The organism is Pengzhenrongella sicca (assembly GCF_017569225.1).
Classification (GTDB): Bacteria; Actinomycetota; Actinomycetes; order Actinomycetales; family Cellulomonadaceae; genus Pengzhenrongella; species Pengzhenrongella sicca.
In genome coordinates this window covers 3,140,409-3,156,122 of the sequence record NZ_CP071868.1, presented here as the reverse complement: position 1 = coordinate 3,156,122, position 15,714 = coordinate 3,140,409, and the positions used below count along the sequence as shown (strand labels likewise).

Genomic DNA, 15,714 nt, shown 5'->3' with positions numbered 1-15,714 from the left:
GCAACGTTCGAACGCCGAGCCAGGCGCGCGTGACGTACACCGGGCCCGACCTCGACGACGATAACAAGGCGGAGATCGTCGTCGGTGCGACCGCCACCCTTCACTACACCTACGGGGCGTCGACGACGTCAAATTTGGAGACCTTCCGCACGCCGCGCAACGCGGGGTCCGCCGCGTCGCGCCGGGCAGCATCCGGTCATCCTGATGTGCGTGAAGGGCGCTGGCATCTAGGGTTGTAGGCAAGGCGGTCGAGAAGCGCGCAAGACGCGGGCAGTAGCAGTTCTCTGGCCGACGCTGCGAGCGATCCGAGGCGGTCCTAGTGAGAGCGAGCGTGAGGTGACACCGTGGCCGTTCCGTATCCCGGCACCGAAGCGAAACCGCGTAGCCAGAACGACGACCACCTAGCAGGGCTCGCCACCCGCTACATCGAGCAGAATCTCGACCAGACGGTTGGGTGGGACGAGGTCAGGCGGCACATCGAGGTGCAGTACGGCAAGACGAGTGCCGAGTCAGCTCGCGGCCTCCTCTTGGCGGTACTCGACCTCGAATGGACCGGGGCCATGCAGTACGACGGCGACCGTTTTCGGCGACCGGGGCTGCCGACCGATGCCAAGGTCGCGCCCCTGCAAGAGGTAGCAGACGCAGTCCTCGCGCTCGGTTGGCCGCGCCCGAAAGACGGCAAGCGCAGCCGGACGATCCACGAGTGCTATCTCGAGCTCGGTGGGCGCTACCGACACTGCGATGTCTATTGGGCCATGCACGGGGTGCTCAAAGGCAAGCGCCTTGCGTGCCACCGCGCCTACTGGTCTGTGCTTGGGGACGCTGCGATACTCGCCGACGAGACGTTGTCCGTGGCCAAGCGGGCCGAACTCGAGCAGATCGTTGAAGCGGAGCTGTGCGACAGGTACGTTGCGTCCCTCCCGCACCACGTCGAGCGCGAGTACCCGCTCGACAATCGACGAGCCGACATCTTTGACCGCAAGCGGCAGCTCATCATCGAGGCGAAGGCGTACAAGGACGACGTCGTCGCGCTGGGCGCCATCACGCAGGCGATGCTCTACCGGACGATCGCGAACCGTGACGCCGAGATTGTCGACCGCGTCGCCGTCCTATTGCCCGGCGAGCCGTCGAAGCTCGCTAGGCAGGTCGCACGTACCCACGAACTCGACGTGGATGTCATCTGGTGGGACGGAAACACCTTTCGGCACGAGGCGTTCGAGTAGGACGTCTCATCCGGGCTTCGCTCGTTATCAAGACGAACTGGACCGAACGGCGAATAAGGGAAGCGCCCGCTGGCCGGTGACTGCGGAACCGGCGTGCGCTCACGTCGTGCCCGCGCCCTCGCATAGGGCTCGCCGTGAGGACGGTCTCCGGTCGGCTGAGCCGACCGGAGACCTCCCAATCGCCCGCCTTTGACTGCGCCCTGGAATCGCGAACGCGGGTGAAGCGGCGCCCGTCGATGTCGGTGATGCGCAGCTGGGCGCCGGTGCGGGGTCGTTCCGGACCGTGTTCCTCGCCAGCCCTAACCGCCGCGCGATCGTCTTGACCCCCATGTGCTCCGCCCGATGCAACCGACGGATCTCTGCCCAATCCTCCACTTTGATCACTCCCTCACTCTGGACCGAGGGGGGTCAACGTTCGTTCGGCACCAGGGGGTCAGTGTTCACTCGGCGTCGACAGCCGCCGACCGGTACGCGATCGACAGTTCTTCTCGGTCTCGCCGCGACAGTTCCACGGCGCCGGGGCACTAGCGCCGGAGGCCTTGTCGACAGGTTCACGCGCCACTGCGCGGACTGCGCCACGGAGCATCTGGATCACCCAACGTCTCGAGCATGACGTTGCACCAGGTTGTAGCCGCGCCAGCTGCCAGGCGCCCATGACGTGGACGGACCCAGGTCGGGACTGACTCACGCCCGTGGCCGACGCCGATCTGGTTGCGCAGCTCGGCCAAGCCGAGCATGAGCCTCGCAAGAGACCCGAGCAGAGTTTTCAAGGCACGTGCCTCGTCCGAGTCGCCGCTTACTCCGCCAGCCTGCAGTCCCAGACTCTCTTGAGCTCGAGCCACGAGCTGCGGCATCTGGTCCGAGTTGCTGTAGGCAACTCCGCGCTCGCGTAGGACCAGTTTTGAGGTGCTTTCTACCAAGTCCTTTGCAACTGAGACAGCGAGACGGGGGTCGGTGTCGACGCTGGTCGTCAGCCGTCGCAGATGGTCGTGAATCGCCGCCGGGTCAGGTAGCGCACTAAGCGCAGGAGTTGCGATGTGCCCCGTTCGCGGATCGTCTTGGCGCGCGTACAGCCGGGCGAGTATGGGATCGAATACCTCTCCCACCATCTCCCGCCGGGCGGCCCAAGAACCATGTCCTCCGTGCGCCAACCAGTAGGAGCGGAAAGACGTGAAGTCAGTCCACGGCAAGTTGATCGATAACCCAAGGCGGGCGAGGGTCGCGCGGAGGCCTCGGACCGCGAGTCGGGCTTGTTGATCAGCAAGCCGCTCCCCACCGGAAGTCCCGTAGAGGAGAAACTCGGATTGCAGCAGTTCCGTCAACGCGACCCCGACTTCCAGATCGTCCAACTCCTGGACGGACCCGGTGCGCAACTGCTCAGCGAGGTCAGCCCGGAACAGTTCTGCGCTCGACACCCACTGCCCGGCGGCGGTCTCGTCGAGGAACAAGTCTTCTCGGGTAAATGTCACAGCGGACCGCCAGCTCTCAGATGGTCGACACCAGAACTGGGCACGAATCTACGGTGAACGGTTCGAGCGCGAGAGGTTGTCAGCCTCAGAGGCTGCTACGACCGACCATGCCACTGCACGCGGGACGGCCGAGCACCGCCATGCCGCTGTCACGACGCAACTTGGATCGGTTGGCTTGCTCACCGCCGCTCAGATCGAGGTCTGGTGGGTGCAATCCGACGCAGCCGTGGATCTGCCGTGGGTTGCGCCCGCTGGTAAAAGGCGTCGGTGGTGGAACGGCGGACTCTCCGATCGTTCAAAACTGCGTACGCGCTGGGCTGGGGCACCTCGGCGACCACGGAACGTCTTCCCTTCGTCGCGGCCGGCACATACAGTGAGGGCTATCAACCTCAAGCAACGGGACCGCGAATCCGGCGCAGTGTCGGAACCACTGGCCTATTGGACTTACCGCGCGAACCTGGACTTGACCCGAGAGTTCCGCCGCGAGAAGTGCGATCCCCGAACGTGGCGAGTAGACATTTGCTTAGAGCGGACTAGAGTTTACCGATAGGCCGCGACTGAGCACGCTCTCGCGTCTAGACTTGTTTTGACAGAAGATTATTGGAATGCCAAGATGATGCGCATCACCGCACGCCTAGGTAAGGAAACCCAGATGGCTCAGAAGGTTCAAGTTCTTCTCGTCGACGACGTCGACGGCGTCACGGCAGATGAAACAGTCACGTTCGCTCTCGACGGGATCTCCTACGAGATCGACCTGACGACGGACCACGCCGCCGAGCTTCGTGCCGCGTTCGCCCACTGGGTCGCCAACGCCCGCAAAACCAGCGGGCGAACGGCAGGACGCGCACCGCGTGCGGCCCGGCAGGCTGGTGGGTCGAGCGACGCGACAAAGATTCGCGAGTGGGCCCGCACGAACGGCTACACCGTGTCCGAGCGCGGACGCATCTCTGCCGAGATCCGGGCCGCGTACGAAGCCGCCAACTGACCGCACGACCGCACTCGCACCAACACCCGAGCGCCGGCGACCCTAATGGTCACCAGCGCTCGGGTGTTCGTGCATTTCGCGGAGAACCGGCAACCCCGATGCGTGGAAGACGTCGGCGCCCTTGTATGCGCTGAGCTCCAGGGCGGCGTCGGCTCATCTCGCGCCCCGATCCGGCGCCGACCGCGCCCTCTGTTCCTCCTCGGACGGCTACCTTGTCTGGCGCAGGGCTAGGCGGTAGACGTCGTCTGAACACGGCCGCGGCGGCTGTATCTGTTCGCTCAATTTAGATCGATCACCGCTGAGGTGCCTGGTGTCTGGATGCTCGGTCAACAGAGCGTGGCCCAGCTACTAGCTCCTCGTGCGTCTCGGAGCCTCTGAGCAGGTCAGCAGCGGTCGAGCCAGGATCAGCAAATACCCTCCCTGTCGCACGCTTGCAGGCGAGCATCACCCCTCTCGCTTTCGCGGCTTTTGAGCGTGAATTTGCACCCTGCCCATGTTGGTGTGCGTCGGGTCTGTGGAACCAGCGGGCAGTGAGGCCCTCCGAGCTACCACATCCCCAACCCGATTTTCCGAGTTCTTCTCGCGAGCCTCATGGCCGTTCTCGGTCGGATCGTGCATCGTGAGGTCCGCAACGGCGAACAGGCGGCCGTGAAGCACTGCCTGCATCTCTACGTAGACCAGGCGCTTCTCTTGCACCCAGCGCTTCTCGCGGTCCGCCGCGCGCTCGCCATGAGCACGGACCTCCTCGCGCTCGTGCTCGCGGCGCTCGTTGCGAAATTACGTGAACCCGCTCCACGCGAAACCGAGGCCACCGAGCACGAGCGCGACGGCGGTCCCTGCGTCCATGCTTGAAACCTAGCGAAGACGGCAGACCGCCGTGCGAAGTTCGGAGCGCCTAGTCACGGGAGTTGCCGCCAGGCAGGAAGTCTCGAGCTTGACTGAAAGCGTCCTCGACGGCTTTACGGGGGGTCACGACGGCTAGGAGCGCGGTGCCGAACAGAAGGTTTCGGACCTGGTCGTCCAAAGGCGACGAGAGCAACGGAGCGCCATACGCGCCGAGTAACACAAGGGCGGCAATTGCGGAGGTGCGACGCAACACTTCCTGAATGACACGTGGCGCACGGGGCAGCGGTTCGTGCAAGCTGAGCGCAGACCACCGACCTTGACTTGCGGCAACAAGACCGTCTGCCAGCGCACCGACGACGGTCTCGTCTCGTGGTCCCCCGAGCAAAGTCGCTTTCGCAAGCGTGTGTAGACCGGCAGCGATGCGTCGAGCGTCAGAAGTGAGCTGGCTGCGGATTTCAGGTGCTTGCTTCCAGCCAAGTGCCGGGTACCCGGTCGCGATTTCGTCAGCGGTATCCGAAATGCTTCGTGCGAGTGCAGTTCTTCTCGTGTCCCCGCACGCCCAGCGAGCCAGCGTGGGCCGGATGCCGTCGGAGAAGTGCCTTTCTTGGGTGGCCGCCGCCGCTAAGCCCTTTACGGAGGTGAAATGCGTTGTGGTCTCTGGATCGTCAAAAATCGCGGTGGTGAGCAGATTTCCCAGCGCACGAATGAAAGAGTGCCGAGGATCGAGGCTGGCGCGCCTGCGATACAAAAAGGTGTACACGAAGAGGACTATTATGATACTCAGCCAAGCCAGGACCCAAGCGAGTCCGCTGCCGAAGTAGCCGCCTGGCCAGTTCGGCAGTATGTACCATGCCCCGGCGAACGCCAGAACTAGAGACGGGCAATAGACAATAACTCCTCGCATGGCGGGATGGGTTGCGCGGATGGGCAGTGTGCCTATGGAAAGAACTATCACCACTATGGGTAAAGAGCACGCAAGCGTGATGGCGGCGAACGGTGCTAAGTACGCCCAGGCAGTTGGGCCGCTGTATCCGAGAGTTCTTATGACGATCCTGCCGTAGTACCAGTCGGCGACGAAGGACGTGGCGGCCAGGACGGCAAACGTTAGCGGCAGGACCCGTCGGACAACTGCGGCCCGGCTCCTCATCTTGGCGACATGAGCGCGCACTAGTGCGTGCTGGACGGTCACTGCGCCGCTGTCGTACGCGCGGATCCATCGCGTCTGTGCGAGAGCTGCGGCCTGACGCGCAGTAGCTCGCAGTTCGATTCTGGCGTCGTCGCGCACGAGTTGCGCGAGCACCGCTACGTCGGTTCTGACTTCGCACAAGTAGGTACGAACGGGTGCAATGGCCTGTCGGGCGGAGATCACATAGCACAGTGTGTCGTGCGAGCGTGGTTCTGCGCAGGAATCTGGACTCTCCGTTGCCCGGCCTGGCAGCAGACCGTCGATAGGCCGACCCCATCGAGAATCCGTTGAATACTGCGGTTGTCATCGGGTCCGGTCTCACCTGGCGGCCGAGGCTGGTGCTTCGGCCGCCATATGCCAACGTGCTCGCGACCGTAGTGTCCGAGGCGAGATGTCGGTCCGGTTGCCGGGGTGACCAGTGTTGCTCGCGAGTCGGTGCCCAAGAAGGTCCCGCGGTACCGCGTCGTCAGCGGACGTGGAGGCGTGGGTCGAAGTAGGCGGCAGTCGGAGCCTGACCCGCTTTCCCGGACACCGAGTCTGAGGCGATGTTGGGGCTGCTGCACGAATAGGTGACGCCTGACCTGTGGTGCCGGAGGGCACCGCTGGAAGGATGTGCACCGTGCCCAGACCCCACCCCAAGGAGTTCCGCGACGACGTCGTGGCCGTGGCCCGCCGCGGTGATGCTCCGATCAAAGAGATCGCGAAAGACTTCGGAATCAGCGAGTCGTGCCTGCGCAACTGGATGCAGGCCGCCGACGTCCAGGACGGCAACCGTCCCGGCGTAACGGTCAGCGAGTCGGCCGAACTGCGCGAGATGCGTCGCCGCAACCGGCTCCTCGAGCAGGAGAACGAGATCCTGCGTCGCGCGGCGGCGTACTTTGCCCAGGCGCACCTGCCGGGAGAATGATGTACCCGCTCGTGAGTGAGCTCGCTGGCGACGGGATCCCCGTCGCGGTGACGTGCCGGGTCCTCAAGCTCGCCAGACAGCCCTACTACCGCTGGCTCGCCGCGCCGATCACAGCTCGTGACCTGGACGAGGCGTACCTGGCGAACGTGCTGTTCGATGCCCACGTCGACGATCCCGAGTTCGGGCACCGGCTGCTGGCCGACGAAGCCGACAAGGCCGGCCTGCGCGCCAGTGACCGGCGGGTCTGGCGGATCTGCCGGGACAACCAGTGGTGGTCGGTGTTCGGCAAGAAGCGCGCCAAGAACGGCAAGAAGGCCGGCCCGCCAGCCCACGACGACCGCGTGCTGCGGATCTTCCGCGCCGACGCACCCAACCGGTTGTGGCTCTGGGACATCACCGAGCACCCCACCGCCGAGGGCAAGCTCTACCTGTGTGCGATCAAGGACGTGTACTCCAACCGGATCGTGGGGTACTCGATCAGCGACCGCATGACCTCCCGGATCGCGGTGAACGCCCTGGCCAGCGCCGTGCAGCGGCGTCGTGACGTGGCCGGCTGCATCGTCCACTCGGACCGGGGCAGCCAATTTCGAAGCCGAAAGGTGCTGCGCGAGCTGGACCGACACACCCTGGTCGGATCGATGGGGCAAGTCGCCTCGGCCGGGGACAACGCGGCGATGGAGAGCTTCTTCTCGTTGCTGCAGAAGAACGTCCTGGACCGGCGCCGCTGGGCCAACCGCGACGAGCTCCGCCTGGCGATCATCACGTGGATCGAACGGACCTACCACCGCCGCCGACGCCAGGCCCGCCTGGGTCGACTGACCCCCATCGAGTACGAGACCATCAACACCCCTCAGGTCGCGCTCGCCGCCTGAGACCGACTGTCACCTATTCGTGCAGCAGACCCACGGACGTGCGCTGCCACGGTGGGTGACTATGTCCGAGGGGCCGCAGTGCTTCCCCCCACGGCGGTACTTCGCTACTTTTACGGCCAGGCATGGTGCTTGCGGTCCTGCCGCCGCCGAGTGATGTACCGGTGAGACAGGGGACGGATGTCAGGGAAAAAGAGTAGGGAACGCGCCCGAGCGCGGCGGTTCACCGACGCAGATTCGAAGCCGGGATTGGGCGATAAAGCCCGGCACGGTGGCAGCGGGCATCAAGAGTCTTCTAGCGGATCGACCGCAACCATCCCAGCAAAGGCGTCACGGCCCGTCCGCAAGTTACTGCAACGCATCCTCGTCACCCTATTGCCTCCAATCCTCTTTGCCGGATTTCTCACGGCCTCACTTGGATCGGCACTGATGGGCCCACCAGTGCCTCCGAGCGACGAACTGCCTTACCGTGCAAATCCCGGGAGTCTCGAACCAGTCGTCGAGGCCGGCGTATTCGACAATTCACCCGACGGAACTCCGCCACAGGGATCCGCCGTGCAAGCAATTGCTAGCGCGAGCGACGGGTCAGTTTACCTTGCTATTGGAATGCCCGGAACGAGTGGGAGCGAAAGCGAGGTGTGGCAAGTGGACGCATCCGGTGAGGTAGCGAGAAAGCTTGAGGCGGACCAGGAACTGGGCAGGATCACCGCGCTGGAATCAATTGACCTGGAACCCGGCTCAAGCAACTTCGCGTCCTCTGTGAACATTGCGCGGGTCGATGCTGATCAAGGCTTATGGATAGGATCGAATTCGGGCATCTACATGACAAAAGTACACCTCCCGGTCGGTAGTGGATCACCCGGGACGTTGGAAACCGGAAAGGTCCTGAGTTCAGATCAGGAGGAGGATGCAGTGTTGCCCGTCATCGACTTCGCGGAGGGCGAAGACTCAAACCTATTCCTAACTGGCCCATATGGCTCTGCCGTGATTTCTGCGATTTCCCCACCGATCGTGGGATCAAGCGCGCCAAGCACGATCGAAGTTAGTGTGTTGCCGGAAATGGTGGCAATTGAGGACGAATGGGCGGGCAAAACGAACTGGTTGTCTTCGGGTGCGCCTACTCCGCTGGACGGAGTGCAAAAGATTGCTGCTACTCACGGCGGTGACTTCGTCGTGCTTGACTCGCTGGGTGAGCGTATTGTGTCCATTGCCAGTGATCGTTCCACATCGGTACTGTATGCCTCGCCTGAAGACGAGAGCCCCATACGTGATATTGAATTCGATGAATTGGGAAACCTGTATTGGACTACCCAGAAAGGTGTCCATCGAATGGATCGGTTTGGTACAGTCGAACTGTTGGTGCCGAGCGTTGCTTCCAGTTCAGGCGACGACAGGGCGAGCCGATACCGGATATCCGAATCTGCGGTGCTAGAGATCGCAAGTAACGGTGACCTGCTCGTTGGCGATCAGACCGAACTGGTGGTGACTGCAATCAAGTCGGTGACCAATCTAGAATCTGCCGCGACGCGCCGGTACAATTTTCGCTCCTGGGTAGGTGGCACCCCTGTAACGCTTGGAGTCTCATCGTTTTGTGCTTGCCAGAGCGCGATAGCCGGGGACGATCGTGACTTCTATAAGCTGAAGTTTAGTATTGATGCGGGCGGGGTGTCTGAGCCCGTAACTTTGAAGGCGGAGAACTATTATCTGCTCGGCCTGATCGCTGATGCACCGACACTCGAATACGAGTTGCCTCGGTTGCCTACAGAAATCACGGCATACGAGGATGAAGCGTGGTCCGGCCGACAGTTGATTGCATCGGAACTTACCGATCACACGATCCTCGAACCGATGGAAACAGTGGTCATTAACGGGATGAAGTACGGCCTTTACCCGTTCCCAGCAAACCCCCTCGACGCCGTAGTTGTCGACGAGGTAAAAGGTGGCATGTCGTTCGCCAGTCAGCTTCCGCCCGGGGAGGTTCCGCCAGGCAGTCGATTTTACGACGAGCGGCGCGGTTACGGATCGCTTGTATTCGACGTGCCCGGCGAATCTGTGGCTGGTGAGCCAGTGCGGGTACTTCCACTTGCGTTCGGGTATTTCGACGGCACCTGGCGCGGGCTTGTGGAAGTGACTGACTGGGGCAGCCCAAACATTCCGCTCAACTTCTAGAGGCGCCGGAGGCGATTGTGGTTTGGCTCATCGTAGCAACGGTCTGCTTGGTGTCGGGTGGGGTCTGGGGCACTTTCGCGGCTGCCCGAACGAAAGTTGACAAGAAGCGTGCGGCCGTGGAACTCCTGTCTCTCGCCGGACTTGTTGGCGTGTCGATTGGCCTTTTACGCTACTATGGAGACACGGATTGGGGAGCAGGTGTTGCGACAGGCTTCCTTTCGGTTGCTGTGTACGACCTGATGCGGAAGTTTCCGCAATTCATTTCGTCTAGTCGCGATTCTTCTTCTTGATAGCCTAAGTGAGCTTAATCCCTTAAGAGGGTCACCTTTACGCGAAATCTCCTACAATCGTACGGGGGCAAGTGCGAGGCGTTGACCCAGAAGGGTGAGTGTCGACATGCGGGGATTAGCGAGAATCCTCTGGGGAAACACTATTTGAGGTGCCTCATAATCTAGCCGGTTAGTGAATCGTCTATTGTGCATTTTTGCTTTGGCTCTCGTCTCGGGCGTAGAGCCGCCGTTGAAGCGGCACGCTAGTCGACCGCTTTCACCCCGTCGCGTGTCTCGGGGACAGGTGGCAGTGCCAATAACAGGATCGCGAGGAGTAACAGTGGGAGAGTCGACCCCCCACTGCTAGTTGGTCGACCGCGGGATTATCCGCTGCTGCGAGTCAGCGTGCTTTGGCATGGGCTTGGCGAGAATGTCTGCAGTGCGTAACGGAAGGTCGATCGGTGCGTGGTGATCATCACTGCGATAGATGATGCGTTTGTGGAGTTTGGTGCGTGCGAGGGTTGGGTGGCCTTCGGCGCGAAAGACTTCGACGAGGTCGAGGAGTGCGGTTTCGTCGTCTGGCGCGGCGAGGATCGCGGTGTCGACAGCGCGGCGGGCCATTGGGATGTCGCCGATGGTGAGCGCGTGGATGATGACGGTGTGTGCGCCATCGATGATGGCGCAGGGGGCGATGAGGTCTAGCCCGGATCTTTCGTGGGTCGCCGGTCTTCGGTCGTGACGGCGCGGTGGTCGTTCTCGCGGTGTGATTTTCGCGTCGGGGTGTGACAGGGACCCGAGTGTCGTGTCGGGTGAGCGCCGGTTCCACGGGCCGGGCGTCGGGCGGGGTTCGTTTCGGGCGGTGAGAAGAGGGCTCAGCCGGGAACGGCGAGAGCGCGGAGCCGGCCGATGGCGTCGAGGGCGAGTCCGGCCCACGGCGCTCTGGCAGCGAGGTGGAGCAGGACGCGCCGGCCGGTGCGAGCCAGGGTCGCTGGGACGGTGAACAGGCGCAGCCGCAGTCGTTTGGGTTCCCAGCGTCGGGCGTCGTGACCAGCGAGGGCGAGCATCTGCATCCACGCGGTGATCTCGGCGGCCAGCGCCACGATGGCGCACCAGATCTGGTTCTGGGTGAAGTCGAACAGCGGGAACGCCCGCAGCCCGGTGTCCTTCGCGGTCCGGATCCGGTCCTCACATCTGGCGCGGCGCCGGTGCCGCAGCTCGAGGTCGGGCAGCTGAGTGCCGGGCCCGCCGGCCTTGGTGTTGGTCGCGAACGCGGTGACGCGGTGCCCGTCGATGTCGGTGATCCGCAGCTGGGCGCCGGGGTGGGTCGTTCTTTGCGGGCGATCACCCGCATCCCCGCCGGCCACGCGGTGAGGTCGAGCAGGTCGGTGAGTTCGGCGACCCATGCACCGTCGCGGATCTCGTCGTGCGCGTCTAACGCTGGCACCCAGACGTGGGCTGGGATGCGTTCGAGCAGGTCCGGGGTGTGGTCGGGAAGGGTGAACCCGACCGAGTACGACAGGCGCTGCGAGCTCATCCACGCCAGCACGGCGTGGGTGGCCCCGGCGGAGTCGGTGCGGATCAGCACCTTGCGTCCAGCTCGGGTCCCGCGCCGGTGCCCGGGGAGCTGGGCCAGGGACGCTTTGATCACGTCGATGTGGTCGGCCGCGGTGTTCGACCCCGCGTTGCCCGGGCGGAGCATGATCGCGAGCGGTTCACCGGTGCCGTCCGGGCCGTGGTCGACGAACGAGCACAACGGGTGGAACCCGAACCCGCGCTTGAACGTGGGACGGGCCAGTTCCTTGTCTGAGTGCGACGTCACCAACGTCGCGTCCAGGTCCACGATCAACGGACGGGCGCCATCGGTGCCGTTGTCGGGAGCGCGGGTGCCGGCCAGCGCCCAGGCTCGAGCTCGCGCCACGGCGCGGGCGGAGCTGATCGCCTTCAACGCGGCTGGGGCGTTCTTGGCGAGGGCGTCGAGCGTGCGGGACACCGTCGGGTCCGACGCGACCGGCCCGAACACCCCGGGCTCGGCACGCAGCACCGCGATATCAGCCAGGCAGTCCCCACCCAAAGCAAGCGTCAGGGCGAGGTCTGTGACGACCTTCGCGGGGTCGTGCACCACCAACGGCTTACGCCACGGCGCCAGTGCCGCTGACAGTTCCCGGCCGAGTCCGGTCGCGGCGATGGTCTCGGTCAGCAGCACCCCACCGGCCTGACCGACAGCACCAGAGGAGGCCGTGTCGACCTTGAGGCGAGGGTAGAAACCGGTAGTCTGCTTCACCTGGAAGGTGCTCCTCATACTGGTACGAACTGGACCTCGAGAATCCAAATCGTTCCAGGTCAGGAGCACTTTTCACGTCACCGACACGACCTCACGCGACCACGCCATGAAAGCGCGAGGTTAGCGAATGCTGACATTTACCTCTGGTCAGTCGTCTGCTTCTGTCGCCGGTGCCGGGCTCGAAGCTCGAGCGCCCGCAGCGTGAGCCCGCCGGTAACCGCACAGGCGGCTGCTCCCGCAAGACTGAATCCCACTACGAGTCGGTTCTTATGAACGCAGGCCGGGGCAGACAGGTCCGAGAGCGACGACATCCCGAACAGCGGCTCCTCGATGCAAGTGCTTGTGCCGTTCGGCGTTTCGTGCTGTTGCGGATTCATAGTCAGCGCCCAACAAAAGAGCACAAGAAGTACGACGGGTATACCGACGATACATCGCATGGGAGCACCGGCCGCGCGAGTGTGCCACGCTAGCCGGATTGAGAAAACTGCGAGGGCGACGAACAGAAAACTCGCCGCCCCCGCTAGCCACATCTGCATTGTCTACTCCTGCTATTGCATTCCGTACCAGACGATTGTCTTGCCGTCCGCAGTAGCGTAGGCAATGGATTGCGCGAGTGGGATTGCACCTCTGTTTGGCGTTTTCTGTGAGATGAGCGGTCCTGAAGGGTCACCCATGGCGTCATAAATGACCACCATCACATGATCGATTGTGCCGTCTGGGTTGTCGTTCGGGTCCCAGTCCGTATAGAGGAGGTTACCCGGCGTTGCGTCCCAGATGTTGGGGAGCCAGTCATAGCCGTTGTTGTCAACGAACGTGTACTGGTACTTCGCTGAGCTCCAGGTGCGCGACGCCTCGGCCAGACCCGTGAGATTCGGTGTCCAGTTGGCGGTGTCGTAGGGGTTAACCCCGCCCTTGTAGGTCCAGCCACCCGCATGTAGGACCTGAGATGCGAAGTTGGCGCAATTGTTGTCGTAGTACGGAAAGTTGGGATTGAAATCGCCGGGCTGGTCGCCGTCATTCGGCGACATCGTCCATTCCAGCGCGTACCCTTGCATGTTGTAGCTGTTTGGTGTCGGCTCGGACTGAGTCGCCATTCCAGTGCCGCTGCTTTTGGTAGGGCGTTCTGCCGAGGAAGGGACCGGTGCTGCGCCCTCAGGCGTGCCCGGCGTTTCGTCTGCGGGAGGTTCAACGATGCGGTCTGTCAGAACGACGGGCGTGGAGTCGGACGTGTCAATCAGCAGTTCATGCTCGTCGGCCCACGTGCTTCCCTTTGGCCAATCGACCCCGACCCCACCGTACGAAAAGATGGTGCTCACGGTCGCTCGTACGACGACGGTATCGTCGCCCGCGGGCGTCAGTCTGGAAACTCGCGTTGTCGACTCTGCAGAGACAATCGGGGTGCCGACATTGACCATCGCGTCTCGAACCTGGCCGTTGACTGACAGCCACGCTGTCGAGCGTGAACCCGTCTCCGCCAATGCCCGCTGTGCCCCTGCGGGGTTCGTCCATAGATCGTCGCTTACCGCGACGTAAGCTCCGAGAGCCTCCTCCACTGCTGCAGTTTGCGCTCTCGCAACATCGCCCTCGTCATCCGCGAAGGCGCTGGGTGCGCCGGCGCTCACAACAACGGCAGGAAAGAGCAGAAAGATCGGTATTGCTCGAAAGTACCCGTTTCGCATAACTTGGACCCTGCCTCATCAACTGAATTTCGGCCGCGCTTCTGTTCTAGCGCCGTGTTCCCTTAGATGAAACGGTACGCCTGCTCGAACGGGACGATGGCGCATTCGAAATGTTGAATTTGTGACCAATGTCATGAGCAATATGACTCTAGTCACGCGCACAGCGTACTACCATGCGTGGCATCCGAGCTCAGAGAGTCAAGTCGAGTCGAGGTGGGTAGAGCGCGACGTCGACCGGGTGGATCCTCGGGCGCAGACCCACTGGTTCAAGCCCAGGCCGAAGGACCGCATCTTCACGCTGAAGGCGGGAGATCGGAGCCGCGATTGCGGCGAGTGGTGTGGTGATGAAGGTGACCGACTACTTGCGGGCGGCGACGGCGACGACAAGCGTTCGACGCGGCTTGATCGGCGTCGTTCCTTGGCGGCCGACCCGAAAGCAAGACGAGGAACTCGCGTCTCGCCTTGGTCAAGTCGGTCAGGCAGTCCAAGCGTTCCTAGTTGTCATGCGTGAAGACCTCGGCGAGGACGCCTTGGAGCTCACTTCGGATATGGCGCCGAACGACGGGCGACTCCCCGGGTGAGGTGGCGCGCCATCGAGCAAACGCCGGGGGCACAGCACTGGCTTGCACACCACTACCTAGACGGTACGAGGCGTACCGATGGCCGTTACCGTGGTGATCTGCGCCCCGACCGGGGCATTCGAGCAGGAGCGGGGCGTCCGGACCGGTGCCGACGCTCAGGCACCGCAGGTGGCACTCGATGGGCCGCAAGTACACCAGGGAGCGCAGGGCTCCGCGATCCTCGCTCGGTCGTCGAGCGATTCGTCTCGACCTCCTCATCACCGACAAGGTCGGAAACAGCGACCCATCCGACCGGTACCTAGCGCCGTGCTCCGCTCCACTTGGTGCGGGTACGCCTGACAACTGTTCGCGCGCCGCTGTGGTTCATTCGCCAGCGCGCGACTGCCAGGCTCACCTGGAACAACTTCGCCGCATCTTCGTCGGCTGCGTCCGCCCGGGCAAGGCGCAGCGCGCCTTCGTATGGGATCAGCAGTTCACCAGATAGCCAGTCTGCTTCTTCTTCCTGCGCTCCGCCGAGCCCGCACTTTCGCTCGTCTGCTGCTAGGGAGACGCCGAACTCGTGCGCAAGCACGACGTGGGCGAGCTCGTGCGACATCGTGGTGCGCCGGCGAGCGAGCGGCTGAGCGTCGTTCTCAAGGATCGCGACACCTGTGGCGATTGGGATCAGCGCCCCGGACAGTGCGCTGCCTTCACGCTGGAGTAAGTGGTCGCGGGCTGGCCCGGAGAGCTCGCTCAGCCGGATCACCCGGATGCCGTACTCGTCTGCGAACGCATAGGGGTCGAAAGGGCCGTGTGCGTTGAGGCCCAGCTCAGCCCGCAGCTCGAGTGCGAGGCGTTTGGCCTCGGCTTTGAATCCCCGTCGCATCGGTCACCCTTGCGCTCGCGCACGCGCGATCGTGGCACCGATGACTTGTTCGAGGTACTTGATGTCCGTCTCGTTCAGATCCTTGCGGGCACGAAGAAGCGGCGCGAGTTGCGCCATGAGATCAGGCTGTCCCGCTTCCGCCAGCTGACGCTGGTCGCCCTGTGCGCTGAAGAACTCCTCCGCCGGAAGTTTGAGCCACGCGACGAGGGTGGCGAATCCATCGGTGTCGGGCTTGAGACCGTTGCCGAGTCGGGACAGGAGAGATGGGCTAACGCCAATCTCCTTCGCGAGTCCTCGCCAGGACAGTCCCCGCTCCTGGCGAGCGGCATCGAGGGTGGCGTACAGCAGGGCCGTATCGATCGTCGTCTTGGCCATGCGAGCAGTG

12 protein-coding genes and 2 pseudogenes are annotated in these 15,714 nt (G+C 63.3%); 7 read left to right on the top strand and 7 right to left on the bottom strand.

Going from position 1 to position 15,714, the window contains the following annotated elements; translation table 11 throughout:
- The first annotated feature begins 29 nt into the window (after positions 1 to 29).
- Both J4E96_RS14515 and J4E96_RS14510 read left to right on the top strand, forming a co-directional pair.
- Positions 30 to 239: a hypothetical protein gene (locus J4E96_RS14515; RefSeq protein ID WP_227422793.1), complete on the top strand. Its 210-nt coding sequence runs from the start codon at positions 30 to 32 to the stop codon at positions 237 to 239.
- 105 nt (positions 240 to 344) lie between these two features.
- Positions 345 to 1,223, top strand: coding sequence for a hypothetical protein (locus J4E96_RS14510; RefSeq protein ID WP_227422792.1), 879 nt, complete (start codon positions 345 to 347; stop codon positions 1,221 to 1,223).
- A 279-nt stretch (positions 1,224 to 1,502) separates the two neighbouring features.
- Here J4E96_RS14510 and J4E96_RS14505 read toward each other — a convergent pair.
- Positions 1,503 to 1,607, bottom strand: a pseudogene (locus tag J4E96_RS14505) (helix-turn-helix domain-containing protein); the annotation flags it as partial.
- A 167-nt stretch (positions 1,608 to 1,774) separates the two neighbouring features.
- The gene (locus tag J4E96_RS14500; protein WP_227422791.1) at positions 1,775 to 2,671 is read right to left on the bottom strand and encodes an abortive infection family protein; all 897 of its coding nucleotides are present in this window, start codon (positions 2,669 to 2,671) and stop codon (positions 1,775 to 1,777) included.
- A gap of 673 nt (positions 2,672 to 3,344) precedes the next feature.
- Between J4E96_RS14500 and J4E96_RS14495 the strand changes: the two genes are divergently transcribed.
- A complete protein-coding gene (locus J4E96_RS14495) occupies positions 3,345 to 3,677 on the top strand; it encodes a histone-like nucleoid-structuring protein Lsr2 (protein WP_227425775.1) in 333 nt (110 codons plus the stop codon).
- 591 nt (positions 3,678 to 4,268) lie between these two features.
- Positions 4,269 to 4,529 carry a hypothetical protein gene (locus J4E96_RS14490; RefSeq protein ID WP_227422790.1) on the top strand — a complete coding sequence of 87 codons (261 nt, stop codon included), beginning with the start codon at positions 4,269 to 4,271 and terminating at the stop codon, positions 4,527 to 4,529.
- A gap of 43 nt (positions 4,530 to 4,572) precedes the next feature.
- On the opposite strand, the gene J4E96_RS14485 is transcribed toward J4E96_RS14490, so the two are convergent.
- Complete coding sequence (locus J4E96_RS14485) at positions 4,573 to 5,892, bottom strand: hypothetical protein (RefSeq protein WP_227422789.1); 1,320 nt, start codon at positions 5,890 to 5,892, stop codon at positions 4,573 to 4,575.
- Between the two features lie 436 nt (positions 5,893 to 6,328).
- Here J4E96_RS14485 and J4E96_RS14480 point away from each other — a divergent pair.
- The 3 genes from J4E96_RS14480 to J4E96_RS14470 all read left to right on the top strand — a co-directional run bounded on the left by J4E96_RS14480 (position 6,329) and on the right by J4E96_RS14470 (position 10,625).
- Positions 6,329 to 7,488 (top strand): IS3 family transposase gene (locus J4E96_RS14480; protein ID WP_227422788.1). Its coding sequence is split into 2 segments (ribosomal slippage): positions 6,329 to 6,607 and positions 6,610 to 7,488, totalling 1,158 coding nucleotides; the frame shifts between segments, so codons are not numbered across the junction.
- Positions 7,489 to 8,130: 642 nt separating this feature from the next.
- Positions 8,131 to 9,654 carry a hypothetical protein gene (locus J4E96_RS14475; RefSeq protein WP_227422787.1) on the top strand — a complete coding sequence of 508 codons (1,524 nt, stop codon included), beginning with the start codon at positions 8,131 to 8,133 and terminating at the stop codon, positions 9,652 to 9,654.
- Positions 9,655 to 10,388: 734 nt separating this feature from the next.
- Positions 10,389 to 10,625, top strand: a complete 237-nt coding sequence (locus J4E96_RS14470; RefSeq protein WP_227422786.1) for a hypothetical protein — start codon at positions 10,389 to 10,391, stop codon at positions 10,623 to 10,625.
- A gap of 170 nt (positions 10,626 to 10,795) precedes the next feature.
- Here the strand turns inward: J4E96_RS14470 and J4E96_RS14465 are convergent.
- The 4 genes and pseudogenes from J4E96_RS14465 to J4E96_RS14450 all read right to left on the bottom strand — a co-directional run bounded on the left by J4E96_RS14465 (position 10,796) and on the right by J4E96_RS14450 (position 15,704).
- Positions 10,796 to 12,204, bottom strand: a pseudogene (locus J4E96_RS14465) (IS1380 family transposase).
- Positions 12,205 to 12,752: 548 nt separating this feature from the next.
- The gene (locus tag J4E96_RS14460) at positions 12,753 to 13,520 is read right to left on the bottom strand and encodes an amidase domain-containing protein (protein ID WP_227422785.1); all 768 of its coding nucleotides are present in this window, start codon (positions 13,518 to 13,520) and stop codon (positions 12,753 to 12,755) included.
- Positions 13,521 to 14,762: 1,242 nt separating this feature from the next.
- Positions 14,763 to 15,329 carry an ImmA/IrrE family metallo-endopeptidase gene (locus J4E96_RS14455; protein WP_227422784.1) on the bottom strand — a complete coding sequence of 189 codons (567 nt, stop codon included), beginning with the start codon at positions 15,327 to 15,329 and terminating at the stop codon, positions 14,763 to 14,765.
- A gap of 3 nt (positions 15,330 to 15,332) precedes the next feature.
- Complete coding sequence (locus J4E96_RS14450; RefSeq protein WP_227422783.1) at positions 15,333 to 15,704, bottom strand: helix-turn-helix domain-containing protein; 372 nt, start codon at positions 15,702 to 15,704, stop codon at positions 15,333 to 15,335.
- Between the last annotated feature and the right edge of the window lie 10 nt (positions 15,705 to 15,714).

Bases quoted from the DNA above. Each gene is read 5' to 3' on its own strand.
- J4E96_RS14495 (WP_227425775.1), top strand. From the start codon at position 3,345: ATGGCTCAGAAGGTTCAAGTTCTTCTCGTCGACGACGTCGACGGCGTC.
- J4E96_RS14490 (WP_227422790.1), top strand. From the start codon at position 4,269: ATGGCCGTTCTCGGTCGGATCGTGCATCGTGAGGTCCGCAACGGCGAA.
- J4E96_RS14455 (WP_227422784.1), bottom strand. From the start codon at position 15,329: ATGCGACGGGGATTCAAAGCCGAGGCCAAACGCCTCGCACTCGAGCTG.
- J4E96_RS14450 (WP_227422783.1), bottom strand. From the start codon at position 15,704: ATGGCCAAGACGACGATCGATACGGCCCTGCTGTACGCCACCCTCGAT.